This window comes from Rahnella sp. AN3-3W3 (assembly GCF_003263545.1).
In the GTDB taxonomy this organism is placed as follows: domain Bacteria; phylum Pseudomonadota; class Gammaproteobacteria; order Enterobacterales; family Enterobacteriaceae; genus Rahnella; species Rahnella variigena.
In genome coordinates this window covers 1-16,325 of record NZ_JYDG01000004.1, presented here as the reverse complement: position 1 = coordinate 16,325, position 16,325 = coordinate 1, and the positions used below count along the sequence as shown (strand labels likewise).

The window sequence follows — 16,325 nt, the reverse complement described above, 5'->3', positions numbered from 1 at the left end:
ATGAGTAAGCGCAAATTTCGCAAGGCAGCACAGACCACCGTCACAGCAGTCGCCCAGCAGACAGGCAGGGCGGAGGCGTTCAGCTTTGGCGACCCGACGCCGGTGCTAGACCGCCGTGAAATCCTGGATTACATCGAATGCACGGGGAACGGCCAGTGGTATGAGCCGCCGGTCAGCTTTGATGGCCTGGCTCGCACGCTGCGGGCAGCGGTGCACCACAGTTCGTCGCTGTATGTGAAACGTAATATTCTGGCCTCGACCTTTGTACCGCATCCGCTGCTATCACAGCAGGAGTTCAGCCGGTTTGCCCTGGATTACCTGGTATTTGGGAATGCGTTTTTAGAAGTGATCCGCAACCAGCTCGGCGACGCGGTGGTGATGAAAACGGTGCCCGCCAAATATGCGCGGCGTGGTGTTGAGCAGGATACTTACTGGTTTGTGCAGCAGTGGAAGGATGCGCATCAGTTTGAAGCCGGCAGCGTGTTTCATCTGATTGAGCCGGACATTAACCAGGAGCTGTATGGCCTGCCGGAATATCTCAGCGCCCTGAATTCCGCCTGGTTGAATGAAGCCGCCACGCTGTTTCGCCGCAAGTACTATCAGAACGGCGCGCACGCCGGATATATCCTGTACATGACCGACGCAGCACAAAGCAGCTCGGACATCGATCAGATGCGTAAAGCGATGCGGGACACGAAAGGTCTGGGCAATTTCCGTAACCTGTTTATGTACGCGCCGAACGGCAAACCGGACGGGATCAAGATTTTGCCACTGAGTGAAGTCGCGACGAAAGACGATTTCTTTAACATCAAGAAAGCCAGCCAGAACGATTTGCTCTGCGCGCACCGCGTACCGCCGCAGATGATGGGGATTATTCCGGAGAACAGCGGCGGATTTGGTGATTCGGTTAAGGCGTCACAGGTATTTGTCCGTAACGAACTGACGCCGTTGCAGGAACGGTTTAAGGAGTTGAATGCGTGGTTTGGGGAGGAGGTGATTAGGTTTACCTTTTATGAGCTTACATCTCAATATATATAGTCAAATTGATAGGTCAGTGTAACCCACTGACCTAAATTTTCTTCTAAGAGTTGAATAGAAACTTTTCAATCTCTTTGAGAGTTTTCTCTAAGAAACCTAAGCAAACCCTAGCTTCAGCGTCCTCTAATGAGGCAATCTTATTCGCCAAAGGTAATTTTCTATCTTTATGGACAAAATTCTCAACTTTAATTCGATACGGCTTTCCCTCTAAATGCTTATATAATGAAACATCAGATTTTAGTAATTCATTATTTTTGCTTTCAGTGAGAATATCACCAAGTTTCTCCCTCTGCTCAAGCTTTCCGTTTTCTAGTTCTTCTTCCCATATATGGATAGGATAGTTGCACTCTAGTACTCCAGGGATTAAGAACCCATCTTTTTTTGCATCAATAATATCCTGCGTAGGTTGTAAAAGGTAACACTTCACTGATTCTCCCACATCCTGAATATTCCCGAGCTCTTGTTTAACTTTCCTACCATCATCATCGGCATCAACTATTCCTACACACTTGAATTTATCTTTATGATGCTTGTGCATATGAAAATATGCTTTCAACATATCACTGACGTAGTTGGTACCAGCGCCATAGTCCTTGGTAACAATCTCAATGGTCTCTATTCGATCAGGAATATAAAGAGATATCGCTTTCTCTATAATTATTTTATCACTCATTCCTTCGACATAAATAACAGCTTTCACGTCACCAAGTTGACTAACGGACTCTATGTTTTCTATGCGTGACCTAACTTCTTCAATATAAGGTGAAAGTAACTCCATTACTCCCATCTTGTCATCAAGCAGTGCATAGTCGCTATCACAGTACGTTAAATCAGTCTTGTCTTTTTCTATGAATAAACACTTAACGTTTTCATCATGCTTAGATAGATTATAAAAAGCTGGAGAGTGGGTGGTAATGAGCAATTGAGAAACAGGTTCAGGTACAAAATTTTTAAATTGAAGTGCTAACTTTATAGCTGAAGTCAGTTCAAGATTATTTTCAGGCTCTTCATAACCCCAAATAAATGTATAAGGCGGGTTACCTCTAGCTTGTAAAGTTTTAGTTTTCTCAGCAATAAATTTCAATATTAGAGGTATGTGACGTGCTTTAACGCCATCGCCTCGCTCATTGAGTGATATTTTCATATCATTCAGGAAATCTAAGTTTCCAAATAAACTACTAAGGTCTCGTGGTAATGAAAGAGCTGAATTAAATCCAAGTGACTCGCTAATTTCTTTGGTCAACTCGTGAAGGTTTTCAGCAATGCTTTTTTCGAATGCTTTGCTAGAATCGTTAAAGTTTTCGTTAAAGACTTCATTGACAACAAAGTAAATCTCACTTCTAAGCTTTGCTATATATTCTTTGTCCTTTACCGCAGGGATATATACATACTTAACATTGCTGAGGAGTTGTTTCATGTTGGATCTAGGAGGTATTTCTATTTTTTCAGATCGTCTTCCTCCCCTTGGGCCATTTGACGATTTGATACCCAGAATTTTTTCATCATATAAACCGCCTGATCGCCATGATTTAGTCCACTCTATCAGGTCCCCATTTGTGGCATGGTAACTTGAAGGAATCTCAAGAATCAACTTTACTTTTATTTCGCGTGCTTTTTTTGATTCTTTGTTAGCGGAGTAAATATTATAGTCAGTCGTAAAGTTGAAACTCTCTCCCGGATTAGTTTCATGATTGAAAAATAGATTTAGGGCTCTTAGTATATTTGATTTACCCGCATCGTTATTCCCAACAATTATCTGTAACCTTGCGCTATCAATAACCATTTTTTGTATTGATCTGAAATTCGATATTTCAATCCTAGAAATACTAACAGGCATGGGATCCTCGAAATTTTATGTGAGATTTGTTCATAACATAAAATATCATAATTTTTAATAAAGTCAGTAATTTTCCTAACGCCGGTTTTTCGCTTCACAAGCCCAAGCGTCTTATCACACCACAAGAAACTTTCAGGGCTGCCCTCGGCGCGCGCAATGTTACCCGCCTGCCCGCTTATGACTTAGCTCACCGTTTTTAATGCATGACCCAGATCGTCGCAAAGCAGTACCTGAATGGCGATGAGATGTTTTTGATCCTTTAGGGATCATGCAAAACCATGCGCATAATGCATGCATGGCTCATCCATATGATTGCGCTTGATACGAATCCTTTTTATCAGCTCAGGCTTGACCTTAAACAACTACGGCACAGAGCCAAACCGAATCTGACAGGCCGCTCTTGCCCAGGAGTGGACATAGATCAGGTAATGGTTCCTTAAAATGTAGCTGCTGGTTCTTCAATCATCTTCAAATGCCATTTCGCTGAAACAACACATTTCATTCTTCTTCATATAAGTTAGAATCCATTTACTCTCAATTTTTAATGGGTGCTTATATGCTCGTTCTTAGTCCTGCTATGCAGGGGTTTCTTGGTGGTGCTGCCGCTGTGGGAGTTCCTCTTTTTTTTAATTTGGCAAAGGAGGTGATTTTTGACCGCCGAAAGATTCGAGCAGAACGCGCTTACATCAGCGTCCAACTTATATTTCTACTGGATAAATTTGTCAGTGAATGTGCAGAAGTTTCATGGGATAGAGGATTCGATGAAATCTATCAGGAGCCAGATTCACCTGAATATTTAAAGATACAAGTAGAGCCTCCTGTTTTTGATATGAGCACTGTGAAAGGTGAGTATAAGTATCTTGAACCTACTCTCATTTACAGGCTGCAATCCATCGACATTGAATTATTAAAAATAAAACAAAAAATACGAGAAATGACCGATGATCCAAATTTTGGCCCAGAGTTTATGGATAGATATATTCTGCTAAGGCGTGAACTTTATGCAGATATAGGATTGAACGTTGCACTATTATCTGAGAGTTTACGCGATAAGTTGAAAATAGATGCTGATCACGGATGGAAACCCAAAGAGAGGCTACTGAGAAGTAAAGGGCACATTGCTCGAATAAAATCTAAAGCGGCTTTCAGCAAAATGTTAAGGAAAGCTGAACGCAAGATGAAATCTAAACAACAGCCGTTTTGATTTTTTGCTAGTTTACGCCAAAGTGTTTCAGAAAATGGGGAGCAGGTCACTGGTGTTAAATTGCGGTACCCGGACTATTGGCAATACCATCACTTTTATGCTAGTGCATCTTAGTTAATACAAGATACGTTAAATGATTAGGGTATATAATGACGCTCAACGAAATTTTTGAAAAATATATCGCATTCATACATTGCTCCGCGTATGAAAAATCAAAAAAAATCAATAAAATCATTGATGAGCCTAGCTTTATAAGCTCATTTATTGAGAATCACAAATTACTTGAAGAGTACTTAAACAAACACTCTCCTGGAACATACTATATAGTCGATGCAGTGTATGCTCATCAAACACCAAAGGTAATACCTGATGGAAGTACTAAATCTGTAGAAATTGCGGACTTGTTAATTATCAACATCAACCATTCATCACTTCAGAATCCTACCACCGGGAATGCAATATTGTTTCAAGCCAAACGGAATTCCTTACCTTGCACTGGTTCTCTCGCGGCAGAAAATGAAAACATTCAATTCCAATTATATAAAAAATGGCCTGAATTTACTTTCAAGAATCGTATAGAGCATTCTAATGGCTCAGCTTATAAATGGAACTTTAATTTAAATAAAAACCTAGGAGAAGAGCAGTCTAAGTATATTGTAATATATAAAGGAGAAATATTTACCGCACGGACAAGTAATTTATGTCCACAATTTATGAGAGCAAATTTTATTAGTAATTCACCTTGGAACAGTTCAGTATGTGAAGACACAACAAACACATCCAACCTAGGATTGACTTGCAGTGAAAGTTTTGCGGCAACACTCGCAGGTATAATATCAGGAAGGCATGGCAGACCTTTTGATACCAGTGACAATATTACAAAAGATGATTGGTCGGATTTCATACAGAAAATGCTACAATTAGCGGTCAATCAGTCTTACACCTATAATTTATCTAGACAAAACATAAAAAATAATAGGAGAGGCGTTTCAATATCATCTTCTTTTTTAAAAAGTATTGCTATGTTAACGTTCAAGCATGAAATTATGAATCTTGATGTATACAATAATTATTTAAAATTTAATTACAGACCGTTCTTTCTTACTAATATCTTACTCCATAAATCTGTCACCGACAACAATAGTATGCCACCTCCAATGAATGATGATATTGTCGATCGCATGCCACCATCGCATCCATCAATGCTGATTATCAACGCCTTCAATAAACAAGAATTTAACCCTAATTATTAGATTGAAAATTAGCAGTTACGCGAACAGATAAATGATGAAACGCGTCGGAAATAACCCACAAAGGAATATTTATAAACAGATTTCCTTTCCGAACCAAGAATATTGAAGTCGGTCAGAGTAGGAAAGGATGTGGCAGGTATCATTGAACACTATTAATTTGTCACCATGGAGAATTTTTGACTGATGTGGTGATACGGTGATGGCCATCGCTTGATGTCAGTGGTAAATGAAAAAAATTTTATACAGTTTCATCATTATTTTCAGTCTTTTGCCTCATTATGTTGCTAACAACCTATGCCAACAATTACGAAGCAGCAACTTCCGCTCCTCGCTCAAAGCGGATCATTCACTCCCGTATGTCTGCTTCGTGCCAAAAGCGGACATTGTGAAAGTAATTATGTGTCAGATAGCTAAAAAATCATGGTTCGTCTGGATGGAACACTTACAAAGTCCACTCATCTTCAGCAGGCTTCATTTTCGCATAATTACGTGTTATAAAATTCGCCGCCTTCTCGATCTCTGGAAAAAGTATACTTTCGTAAATACCTAAACGCTCAAGTTGCCTTCGTATTTCTTCTTTGTGCTCAGCAGCTATAAATACACTTCGAGTGGGGAGAACTTCCTCTGTAGATTTTAACGAATTTTCTTTTGAACCATAGAGCATAAAAGCTCCTGATTGTGCAATTATTCTCTTATTACTTAACTTTGGCTTGACGTATATTGGCCTGAGTAGATCTTGAGGTTTCATTAGTTGCCGGAAGTGTGGTTTTTCCATTCCTATATGATAATAAAGCTCATCTAGAACATCCTTATTAAAATTATCATCATGTTTTACATTTTTGCTGTTTTCAATGAAACTCTGGTGATCACTGCTTTCTCGGGCTAAATTAAAGAGAACCTCTTTGCTTTTTCCGCTCAGATTTGCCACATTTGCCATGCAACTTACTCGATCGCTGTCATAATATCGTTGCCGAGAGTCCGGCACAAAATAGGCTGTAACCGTTCCGCCTTGCGATCCCCTAGCAATGTTTTTATTATACTCTGTAAAAACAAAATCTTCGGTAGCGAACCATAAAGCTACTAGTGGGTTCAGTGTAACGTCCATTAATCTTGTTGGCAGACCAAAGTGTTGCATCCGCACAAGACGATCAAACATTGTTTTATCAGTTTCAAACTCGGATGGATGAATTGAAACTATATCCCTGATGGCTCGATTCTCATTCTCATAAATTCTTCCTTCACCCCGGAATAACTTTGGTTTAGCTATCCAGCCGTAAAACGCCTGTCCTCTGAAAGCAGTAGGAAAATTCCCTTTAAGTTTCCATTTGTTTACATACTCGACAAAATGCATAACAGATTCTATAGTATTTTGAGGTTTTGCTTTCCTTAAGCGCATTCTATACTCCAGCCTTATTTAGTCCATAAAGTTCAGATAATCGCTTCTTTTCTGCCTGAAACTCTTCATCAAGATTGGAGAAATCAGGCAATGAATCAATTAAATCTTGAGTGCGGTGAATTATCTTCCAGGCTTCGTAATGAATGAATGGGTTCATACCGATAACATTCCCAGCATCGGGAATAATCGAAATGCCAGCATGAGCGAGCATATTAAATTTCTCTCTGGCAATTTCCTCACTCCATTCAGATACAAATAAAAGTAGCGCGGAGATAGCAAGTAGCTGATTGTTTTTCGTTATTGAGAGCGTTGTGGTAAATTTTCTTTTGAGAGAATCATAATGTTGAGTTATTGCTTTTGATAGATGCATTGCTGCCAAATACTTATCATTTAACTCCCGCCTATCAAATACCTTAATTCCTTTATCTTTTATGATAAGACGATGTGCCTTATTTGCCATAGTATTACTGTACAACCTCATAAATGGTTTGTTTTCTTTGGTTTGCAATTCAATTTCGAGGAACGGAGGATATTTGTATTTTAGCGATTTATATACTTCATCATTTATATTGAACCATGACTCGTGCTGTATGCCATTTCGAATTTTATATTTATCAGCATCACCCTGACTATAAAATGATGCCCTGATGAGATTGATAACGTGAGGGCTATAACTGATAATGGTTTTTCCCGATTCACGCAAATCAGTAAACCATTTTCTCATATTTCTGATATCAGTTTGGTCAAAAATTTTGTGTTCAATACCACGGCAAACTAGCTCTCTGACTAATAACGTAACTTCTGATCCATCTTTTCCGAACTTAATGAAGGCATCACCTGCTGAATCTCTAACTCTGTCCGGGCCAGTATAATGGTCACAAAAAATTTTGTGTGCATCCGTATTGTCAGGTTTTCGAAATGCAAAGTGAGCTTGTTTTACCTTTTTACTTGTTAGCCTCGAATATCCTTCCGATACATAGTGTGCTCCCGAAGTGTTACACATCGGACATTCTGCGTCTTCATATATGAAGCTTCGAAAACCAGCTAAGTCATCTGATATATTTTTGAGATATAACCTTTCTAATTGCTCTTTGTCCAGTTCGCTTTTAAATCTCTTTGAATAAACTGTGATTGCCATGAGTAATATCCTTTGTTAATGATTAAAAGATACAGAAAGCTTTTGAAAAAGAGGTAAGCAGCAATTCTCACTCGGTGGAGGTTCTTACTTTAGAGAGTATTTCATGATATTAACGCCATATGGGATAAAATTGAAGCCTGCACGATCATAAATTGAGCGCGTTATGTGCCCTCCGCCTCCCGGCTGCGGCGTCAAGTGTGCCCGTTCTTCAGCTATCAGTCTTGCTGATAGAGCAACATCGCGCCCTTTTGTCGGGTCAAAACGTCGCTATGATTTACTCACCTTCGGCGTTTCTTCACGTATACGCGCCACAATCGCCCTCACGGCGGCAGTGCCTGTCCAGTTAATAATGCTCAGGTTGTCAGAATTTGACGCTGTAGGGGTGCTTCCTGCCAGGCTATCGCGCCTTTTTTCGTCTTGTTTCTTTCCACCTAATCCACAGTTATTGACAGGACTCCGAGGCGCGCCGGAGGCGCTTTTTACGGTCAAAACCTCAGAATCAACGGCAGAAGCAACGATGCGCCATTGAGTGGTGCGCGTTTCATATACATGTGATTCGCCGAGGTGGGGCGCGAAAATGCCCACAACTTTTTTCACTTCTTCATCGTAAGCGTTCAGCTTATTGGCAACGCGACGTGCTACGCGCACCGTCTGATCGTCACGAGGTACATTAGCGCCGCCCTGGGCAGTCATGTACGCCATAAAGTCACCGGCATCAGCAGCAGCGCGAACGGCTTCGACTTCTTCGTCAAAGGTTTCAGTCAGACTGATGGAACGTATCCGACGACACTCACGGTAGGAACCCATCGTAGGTAAACCGATGGGATGAAACTGCGGTATACGCCATGTTGCAGCCCAGGCAGTAACAGCAGCAGCGGAGTCCGTCAGAAGCTCGCCAGTCTCGTGGTCGCGTTCGCCTTCTAATGCATAACCGTCGATATTCTTCGCGATGTACTTAGCGATGTAGCCAGCGGCACCGCCTCGGTTCAGGTGCTTACAGTCAAAGCGGTTCTTTGCAGCGCCGCGCTCGTCACCGTCTTCTTTCATGGCGTATTTACGCATGATATCGATCACGGGCTTACGCATGGCAGGCTTGGTGAATAGCATCATGTGCCAGTGCGGGGTCGCGTCGTGGTGAGGTTCTACTACACGCATACCATAAACGGATAGGCCACTGTCTTTGAACGCGGTGCGCATTTTGCTCCAGATCCCGCAAAGATAACGCTGTGCATCTTTAGGCGTATATGCCTCTTTGTCCCAGGAGTGATTTCGCTGAACACGCTTGTTATCACCTTTACCAACCATGCGGGTCGGGTGAAATTTAGAAGGGGTGGTGATGGTCAGAAACATCCCGACGTCACCATTCGCGGCAGCATATTTTTCGGTGCCAGCGATAGTGCTCATCAGCTCCATGCGGCGGATTTCAGGATTTGAAATACTCGCCATGACCTTATCGATCAAACTGATACGCTCGCCGGTTTCGACATTCTCCAAGTCACGGCTTTTTAGATAGTCCAGATTCGACAGTCGGCGGGAACGAACTTCACGGATAGCCTGCTTACTGGCATAGGGAGATGCGTCACGGTTAACCTTGCCTATTGCGATCAGCAATGACTCACGCCAGCGGGTACGCTGGCCTTTCAACTGACTTAACCACCAATCGGGATTTACCAGCCGAGACATGCCAGCGATGGCAGACGTTGCATCAAGCTTGCCTTTAGTGAATTTTGTCCAATACATAGGGCTGACGTTGAAGGCACGAGACATTCCTGCAATATCACGATACAGAGCGCATTGCGTATCAGAGTGAAGAAGTACCGCGTAATCTCCACCATGTTCAGCCAACAGCTGATCGCAACGGTCTTCATAAATGGCCTTCAATTGTCCTGCAATATTCTGTGTGAAACGACGTAGCGGTTTGTCGCTCATGCCTGGTAACTGGTGATAAACATCGGCCTCTGAGATGAATTTCATGGTGGCATTGATATTCATTGCATGGGCTTTATTAACTGCATCGATACGCGGAAGGATGCTGCGGCCAAGTGTATAAACCAGATATTTATTTGCTGCGTGAATGCCCTGAGTTTTGAGCAGGTACTTATGGCGGCCAGTGAATATTTCTTGCAGGTCTTTAGAGAGGTTTTTTACTTTGATTAAAACAGCTTGCCCCTGATCGTATTCATCACGGGTAAGCGGTCTCGGCCTTTCTTGGGGGCTGATTGGGGCTAGAGGTTTATTCCAGGGGAACGCCCAAACATCGGGCGTTTCAGTCTGAGAAGTAAAGCGATTGTTCTGCATTACAAACCGTCTTTGATATCAATGAGCAGATAGCCAGCATTAATGCCAGCCAGAATGAGCAATGCCATCGAGAACAAAATCATTTACTGTCTCGGTAATGCTTAGCGTTTAGCTCACTGATTTCCTTGCAATAGACACACAGCTCAACGCCAGGCAGAGCTGCGCGGCGTTCTTCAGGAATAGGGCGGTCACAGTCGAGGCAATACATGGAGGAAGCGCCCGTAGTGCTTATGCGGGCAGCTTGAATTTGTGACTCTAAGATCAGGTCCGCTCGTTCTTGGGCAGCGTCAATAACATCAGCCATTAATGAAATTCTCCCGCTTCGTTTTGGATGCGGGTAGCCTCAACGCGTAAAGCTTCGGCGGCTTCAGTGCCGGTCATTGCCTGCTTGATGATGAAACATGCGATAGCCTCAAGACGTGCAGCGAATACGGCTGCACGATTTAAACGTTCGTCAGAACGAGCTTCATTTATGATTTCTTCCATTATCCAATCCTGTTTTTAGGCAAAAGAATGCCCGGCGGGTTGAACGCCAATTAAATTTCAGATGTATTAATGTTCTATGTTGAGAACTGAGTCGGTTTCACTAATAAAGGCCGGAAGCGCGTTACCAAACTCAATGAGTGAGTTAAGTGCTTCAATGACCTTTATTCTTTCACTGTGCGCCAATTCAAAGAAACGCATATTGATATGACGACTTTTCAATCCAGCATGGAAGCAGATCAATTTGCGCATGGTCGGCGTACTTTCATCAAACGTTTCCTGCGCAATATTTTTCTGGCTGGTCAGCATTTTTCGGATCCCGATAATATGCTGAAAACATGCCTCTCTTTTTTCCTTCGGGATACTTTCCGAATAGCTCAATGTTTGCGATTGCATAGACACCTCAACCAAAGAAGCGTTTGTAGAAGGGCTTCCGGATCGAACCGGTTGAATACATTTGCGGTTTAGCTGGATTCCAGCGTTTGCCACCTGGTAGCTCAATCCAGCCATGTCCAAAACTGCGGGAAGGGCTTTGTCTTTTCAGCAGTGGTGCAACTGAGATACTCATCTTCACCTGTCCTATGTTGGCTCGAGTGCCTGAAATGGAAACATGCACTCTTTCACCATGATTCATATGGTAAAGTTGTTTAGCCTGATTACCTTTCGCGAGATGACTCAGGTTTAAACACATTACAAAAGGAGACATTTATGAGTAGAGAAGCCAAGGTTCACGCTCAACTGACAGATTTAGTAAAACTGTTAAAATCCATCGAAACCCCTGATGGGGCGAGTGCTTTAGGATCTGAACTCAAAGGTCTTGTGAATGAAATTGATCATCTAATTGATCAAAAATTCCCAATAGAACCGCATTTAAAAAGCTTTATCGAGCGTATCTAATAGCTTCCATAGGCCGGTCTAGACTGGCCTTATCTTCCTCAGATAAGGCAAAAATAAACATTGCAGGAATCGTGTCTGCTACTTCGGGGTGAGATCTGCGGCAATTCTTAACGGCATATGCAATTGTGCTCATTACTGCTGTGACACTTAAATGAACTGAAATCTCCAGTCCCGAATCTAAGGTGATAAGAGCACCTTCGCCATTTCGTTGAATAGATATAATTGAAGTTAAAAGGACGAATGTCCTTCCTTTATTTACATCTTGAAAATCTAAAAAAAGTAAACTGTCCTGAATTGTGGAACCAATATTTTTAGCCATGCTTTCCTCCAACTTAAATATCAATCTAACGAAGTATTACTTCGGCTCGCCCAAACCCAGCCACATTAGCCAGCCGTCGCGAATCTCTTTTGGACGCTTTTCAAACGCCAACTTCATACCTGCGTTCCAGGCTGGGAGATAGACCCAGTTTTCCGCACGTGCTGTAGGATTTTCAGGGTTACGCATTTCGACAATTGGGAGCTTGCCAGCTTCAATCATCCCTTTCACTGCTGCGGGCGTTTTGCCAATTGCCTTAGCAAATTCCGAATACGGCAGGACATCCGACACACTTACGATTTGTTTGCCCATCTGCTAATCTCTCCGATAGTGTAATTAATTGCCTATAACTGCTTTTAATTGCCAATGGTGGCAAATTTCTGCCTTACAATGGTCACATTATTTGACGATGGTATAATTATGTCAATAGAGGTATCGGAGAAAATCAAGCTCATCCGTGAGTCGGAGAGGCTTACTCGTAAGGATTTCAGTGAGTTAACTGGAATTAAATATGCAACACTTTCGAGCTATGAAAATGGAACGAAAGGCATGAGCTTAGAAATGACGATGAAACTTCTGAATCAACCTAAGTTCACAAAATACACAATGTGGTTCATGACTGATCAAATTTCCCCTGAAGCCGGACAGATCGCGCCGGTTCTCGCACACTTTGGGCAGGACGAAACAACGTCGTCCCACTCCGACAAAAAGACTGGTTAACGCTACATTTCGACTTTTTACGTTTTATAGAATCACAGAGTCTTTGCAGTACCCACGATTCCGGAGGGCTTCAATATGTCGATTAAGAAGCTCGATGATGGTCGTTATGAAGTGGACATCAGACCGCAGGGGCGCAACGGAAAGCGCTTCCGGCGTATGTTCGACAAGAAACATGAAGCAGTCGCATACGAAAAATATGTAACGGTGAATTATCACGACAAAGAATGGCTATCTAAACCGGCAGACAAACGGCCTTTATCCGAGTTGATAGAACTGTGGTGGCTTTATCACGGGCAGAACGTGAAGCACGGCAAGCTCGACAAAGCCAAACTGGAGTTCATCTGTAACCTTATGGATGACCCGTGTTCTTTCCAAATTGATAGCCTGGCTATTACAAAATTTAAGTCTTTGAGATTGGCGAAGGGCGTTAAGGCAACGACGGTAAACCGCAATTTGATGTTGCTGAGTGGTCTGTTTACTTACCTGAACGAAGCGGGTTTGTTCCACGCTGAAAATCCGTTGCATGGGGTAACGTTGTTAAAAGGGCAGCTATCATCCATGACTTTTATGTCTGCTGATGAAATTGAAAAGTTACTGTCAGTTTTGGAAGGGGACAATAAGAGGATTGCGATCCTGAGCCTGAGTACAGGAGGCCGCTGGGGAGAAATAAGCAGTTTGAAGGTTGAGAACGTCATTAATAACAGAGTGACTTTTCTCAACACCAAAAACGGCAAACCCAGAACAGTCCCGATCTCAGATGAGGTATGTAAGGTAGTCAAAAATCAGAAGTCTGGATTACTTTTTCCTGATGCCGATTATTTGACCTTCCGGCTGCTATTGAAATCGGTGAAGCCAGACTTACCGAAAGGGCAATCATTGCATGTGCTGCGACATACGTTTGCGACACATTTCATGATGAACGGCGGGAACATAATCACCCTGCAAAGAATTCTCGGACACGCGAATATCAACCAGACAATGGTCTATGCTCACTTCGCTCCGGACTTCCTGCAGGACGCAATTTCCTTTAATCCATTGAGGGGGAAAGCGGGGCTGGAGTGTCCACATAGTGTCCACACCTAAGCATCTTTATAGGGCTTATAGCTGCTTACAGCATTTATAACTCATTGATTTATAGTGATCGCGTTGTAAGCGCAGGAAAAATAAATGATAAAAAAGGCACATTTTTGTGCCTTTTGTTTTTTGAAATTCGGTAGAGTAGTGCGGCTTGTTATTGCGGGTCGCCGTTCAGCAAGGCGGAGACGCCCTGACGGTAGCGCTGTTCCAGCGTTTCGCGGCTGGTAGCGTCAACTTCCAGGTTGCGCAGTCGTCCGTCCAGAATGCCGTAAACCCAGCCGTGCAGTGTGACTTTCTGGCCGCGTTTCCAGGCCGATTGCATCACCGTGGAGTGACCGAGGTTGTAGACTTGCTCGACCACATTCAGTTCGCACAATTTATCGAGACGTTTTTCTGGCGACAGTTCGCCCAGCAGGGAACTGTGTTTGTACCAGATGTCCCGGATATGCAACAACCAGTTATTGATCAAACCCAGTTCAGGGTTTTCAACCGCCGCCTGCACACCGCCACAGCCGTAGTGACCGCAGATAATCACGTGTTCGACTTCCAGCACGTCGATAGCATATTGCACAACGGACAGGCAGTTAAGGTCGGTGTGGATGACCAGATTGGCGACGTTACGGTGAACGAAAAGTTCGCCTGGCTCCAGGCCAGTCAGTCGCTCGGCGGGGACACGGCTATCGGAACAGCCAATCCACAAGAAACGGGGTTTTTGAGACTGGGAAAGGCGTTCAAAGAAACCAGGATCTTCGTCAATCATGGTTTTAGACCAGGCTGCGTTGTTACTGATGAGTCTTTCTATGTCATTCATGGAGGTCAATAGCCTGTAACGAGCTCACTGCGATGGGGTAATATAGGGCAATGCCCCGACTTTTCAAACAGATTCGGCATCTCCACTTACTCATTCCTACAACAGGGTTTTCACAAGAAGGTACGCTCCCTTTATGAATTATGCATTGGAACTGGAAAAGTTAACCAAAACTTACGCCGGTGGTGTACAGGCTTTGCGTGGAATCGATCTGCGCGTCGAAGCTGGCGATTTTTATGCCCTGCTTGGGCCGAACGGTGCGGGTAAATCCACCACCATTGGTATCATCAGTTCACTGGTCAACAAAACTGCCGGCAAAGTGCAGGTGTTTGGCTATGACATTGATAAAGATATTGTGAATGCTAAACGCCAGTTAGGTCTGGTGCCGCAGGAATTCAACTTCAACCCGTTTGAAACCGTCATGCAAGTGGTGGTTAATCAGGCTGGTTATTACGGCGTGCCACGTCCGCTGGCACTGCAACGTGCGGAAAAATATCTGACGCAGCTGGATTTATGGGGCAAGCGCAACGAGCGTTCGCGCATGCTCTCCGGCGGGATGAAACGTCGTCTGATGATCGCCCGTGCGCTGATGCACGAGCCGAAACTGCTGATCCTTGATGAACCGACGGCGGGCGTGGATATCGAACTGCGCCGCTCCATGTGGGGCTTCCTGAAAGAGCTGAACGCGCAGGGCACCACTATCATTCTGACCACGCACTATCTGGAAGAAGCGGAAATGCTGTGCCGTAATATTGGCATTATTCAGGGTGGCCAGCTGGTGGAAAACACCAGTATGAAAGAGCTGTTGTCGAAGCTGAAATCCGAAACGTTCATTCTGGATTTAGGCGCGAAAAGCCCGCTGCCGGTGCTCGAAGGCTACCGCAGTCAGCTGACGGACACGTCAACGCTGGAAGTGGAAGTCATGCGCGAGCAGGGACTGAATTCCCTGTTCAGCCAGCTGAGCAAGCAGGGTGTGCAGGTATTAAGTATGCGTAACAAGGCGAACCGTCTGGAAGAGCTGTTTGTCACGCTGGTGAACGGCAGTGAGGAAAAGAAATAATGTCGCAATTGTACTGGGTGGCACTCAAAAGTATCTGGATGAAAGAGATCAACCGTTTTGGCCGGATCTGGATCCAAACACTGGTTCCGCCGGTCATCACCATGACCTTGTATTTCATCATCTTTGGTAACCTGATCGGTTCACAGATCGGCAGCATGCACGGCTTCACCTATATGCAGTTTATCGTGCCGGGGCTGATCATGATGGCGGTGATCACTAACTCCTACGCCAACGTGGCGTCGTCGTTCTTCAGCGCTAAATTCCAGCGCAACATTGAAGAACTGCTGGTCGCGCCGGTGCCAACGCACGTGGTGATCGCCGGTTATGTCGGCGGCGGCGTGGCGCGCGGGATCTGCGTGGGGATCCTGGTCACGGCGATCTCGTTGTTCTTCGTCCCGCTGGTCATCCACTCCTGGTGGATCATCGCGCTGACCTTACTGCTGACTGCGATCCTGTTCTCGCTGGGCGGTTTACTGAACGCGGTGTTTGCGACAACGTTTGACGATATCAGTCTGATCCCGACGTTCGTGCTGACGCCGCTGACCTATCTTGGCGGCGTGTTCTACTCGCTGTCGTTGTTGCCGCCAATCTGGCAGGCGGTTTCCAAGCTGAACCCGATCGTCTACATGATCAGCGGTTTCCGCTACGGTTTCCTGGGGATTTCAGACGTGCCGCTGGTGTTTACCATGAGCGTGCTGGTGGCGTTTATTGCAGTGTTTTATTTGCTGGCGTGGTACTTGATCGAGCGCGGGCGTGGTCTTAGAAGTTGATTTTTCTGTGTTCCCTCCCCTGCGAAGGGG

Annotated in this window: 18 protein-coding genes and 1 pseudogene; 8 read left to right on the top strand and 11 right to left on the bottom strand. The window is 44.1% G+C overall.

Annotated elements, in window-relative coordinates:
* On the top strand, positions 1-1,038 hold the full coding sequence (locus UC15_RS01955; RefSeq protein WP_112286868.1) for a phage portal protein: 1,038 nt from the start codon (positions 1-3) through the stop codon (positions 1,036-1,038).
* 43 nt (positions 1,039-1,081) lie between these two features.
* Here the strand turns inward: UC15_RS01955 and UC15_RS01950 are convergent, their stop codons facing one another.
* Entirely contained in the window at positions 1,082-2,875 is a 1,794-nt protein-coding gene (locus UC15_RS01950; RefSeq protein WP_112286867.1) for an ATP-dependent endonuclease, read from the bottom strand.
* 556 nt (positions 2,876-3,431) lie between these two features.
* On the opposite strand from UC15_RS01950, the gene UC15_RS01945 reads away from it, so the two are divergent.
* A complete protein-coding gene (locus UC15_RS01945) occupies positions 3,432-4,079 on the top strand; it encodes a hypothetical protein (RefSeq protein ID WP_112286866.1) in 648 nt (215 codons plus the stop codon).
* Between the two features lie 149 nt (positions 4,080-4,228).
* Positions 4,229-5,332: a hypothetical protein gene (locus UC15_RS01940; protein ID WP_112286865.1), complete on the top strand. Its 1,104-nt coding sequence runs from the start codon at positions 4,229-4,231 to the stop codon at positions 5,330-5,332.
* A gap of 442 nt (positions 5,333-5,774) precedes the next feature.
* Here UC15_RS01940 and UC15_RS01935 read toward each other — a convergent pair whose 3' ends face one another.
* From UC15_RS01935 to UC15_RS01905, 7 genes and pseudogenes are all read right to left on the bottom strand, one after another.
* Positions 5,775-6,728 carry an FRG domain-containing protein gene (locus tag UC15_RS01935; RefSeq protein WP_112286864.1) on the bottom strand — a complete coding sequence of 318 codons (954 nt, stop codon included), beginning with the start codon at positions 6,726-6,728 and terminating at the stop codon, positions 5,775-5,777.
* A 1-nt stretch (position 6,729) separates the two neighbouring features.
* Positions 6,730-7,866 carry a hypothetical protein gene (locus UC15_RS01930; protein ID WP_112286863.1) on the bottom strand — a complete coding sequence of 379 codons (1,137 nt, stop codon included), beginning with the start codon at positions 7,864-7,866 and terminating at the stop codon, positions 6,730-6,732.
* Between the two features lie 84 nt (positions 7,867-7,950).
* Positions 7,951-10,164: pseudogene (locus UC15_RS01925) on the bottom strand (replication endonuclease).
* Positions 10,165-10,243: 79 nt separating this feature from the next.
* Positions 10,244-10,468 carry a TraR/DksA family transcriptional regulator gene (locus tag UC15_RS01920; RefSeq protein ID WP_112286862.1) on the bottom strand — a complete coding sequence of 75 codons (225 nt, stop codon included), beginning with the start codon at positions 10,466-10,468 and terminating at the stop codon, positions 10,244-10,246.
* The gene (locus UC15_RS01915) at positions 10,468-10,650 is read right to left on the bottom strand and encodes a DUF2732 family protein (protein WP_112286861.1); all 183 of its coding nucleotides are present in this window, start codon (positions 10,648-10,650) and stop codon (positions 10,468-10,470) included. Before UC15_RS01915 ends, UC15_RS01920 begins: the two co-directional genes overlap by 1 nt.
* Positions 10,651-10,716: 66 nt before the next feature.
* Entirely contained in the window at positions 10,717-11,043 is a 327-nt protein-coding gene (locus tag UC15_RS01910) for a hypothetical protein (RefSeq protein WP_223509138.1), read from the bottom strand.
* Between the two features lie 7 nt (positions 11,044-11,050).
* The gene (locus tag UC15_RS01905; RefSeq protein ID WP_112286860.1) at positions 11,051-11,215 is read right to left on the bottom strand and encodes a phage filamentation protein Fil family protein; all 165 of its coding nucleotides are present in this window, start codon (positions 11,213-11,215) and stop codon (positions 11,051-11,053) included.
* A 140-nt stretch (positions 11,216-11,355) separates the two neighbouring features.
* Between UC15_RS01905 and UC15_RS01900 the strand changes: the two genes are divergently transcribed.
* A complete protein-coding gene (locus UC15_RS01900; protein ID WP_112286859.1) occupies positions 11,356-11,544 on the top strand; it encodes a hypothetical protein in 189 nt (62 codons plus the stop codon).
* Here the strand turns inward: UC15_RS01900 and UC15_RS01895 are convergent.
* Positions 11,528-11,863, bottom strand: coding sequence for a hypothetical protein (locus tag UC15_RS01895; RefSeq protein ID WP_112286858.1), 336 nt, complete (start codon positions 11,861-11,863; stop codon positions 11,528-11,530). The two genes, UC15_RS01900 and UC15_RS01895, sit on opposite strands and share 17 nt — an antisense overlap.
* Before the next feature lie 36 nt (positions 11,864-11,899).
* On the bottom strand, positions 11,900-12,172 hold the full coding sequence (locus tag UC15_RS01890; RefSeq protein WP_112286857.1) for a Cox family DNA-binding protein: 273 nt from the start codon (positions 12,170-12,172) through the stop codon (positions 11,900-11,902).
* 108 nt (positions 12,173-12,280) lie between these two features.
* Here UC15_RS01890 and UC15_RS01885 point away from each other — a divergent pair, with 108 nt between their 5' ends.
* Together UC15_RS01885 and UC15_RS01880 are read left to right on the top strand one after the other, a co-directional pair.
* Entirely contained in the window at positions 12,281-12,580 is a 300-nt protein-coding gene (locus tag UC15_RS01885) for a helix-turn-helix transcriptional regulator (RefSeq protein WP_112287003.1), read from the top strand.
* Positions 12,581-12,655: 75 nt separating this feature from the next.
* Entirely contained in the window at positions 12,656-13,663 is a 1,008-nt protein-coding gene (locus UC15_RS01880) for a tyrosine-type recombinase/integrase (protein ID WP_112286856.1), read from the top strand.
* Between the two features lie 148 nt (positions 13,664-13,811).
* On the opposite strand, the gene can is transcribed toward UC15_RS01880, so the two are convergent.
* Positions 13,812-14,468 (bottom strand): carbonate dehydratase, encoded by a 657-nt coding sequence (gene can / locus UC15_RS01875; RefSeq protein WP_037033385.1) that lies wholly within the window; start codon positions 14,466-14,468, stop codon positions 13,812-13,814.
* Positions 14,469-14,601: 133 nt separating this feature from the next.
* Between can and UC15_RS01870 the strand changes: the two genes are divergently transcribed.
* Together UC15_RS01870 and UC15_RS01865 are read left to right on the top strand one after the other, a co-directional pair.
* Positions 14,602-15,525: an ABC transporter ATP-binding protein gene (locus UC15_RS01870; protein WP_112286855.1), complete on the top strand. Its 924-nt coding sequence runs from the start codon at positions 14,602-14,604 to the stop codon at positions 15,523-15,525.
* Positions 15,525-16,295, top strand: coding sequence for an ABC transporter permease (locus UC15_RS01865; RefSeq protein ID WP_095924696.1), 771 nt, complete (start codon positions 15,525-15,527; stop codon positions 16,293-16,295). Before UC15_RS01870 ends, UC15_RS01865 begins: the two co-directional genes overlap by 1 nt.
* Positions 16,296-16,325 lie beyond the last annotated feature (30 nt).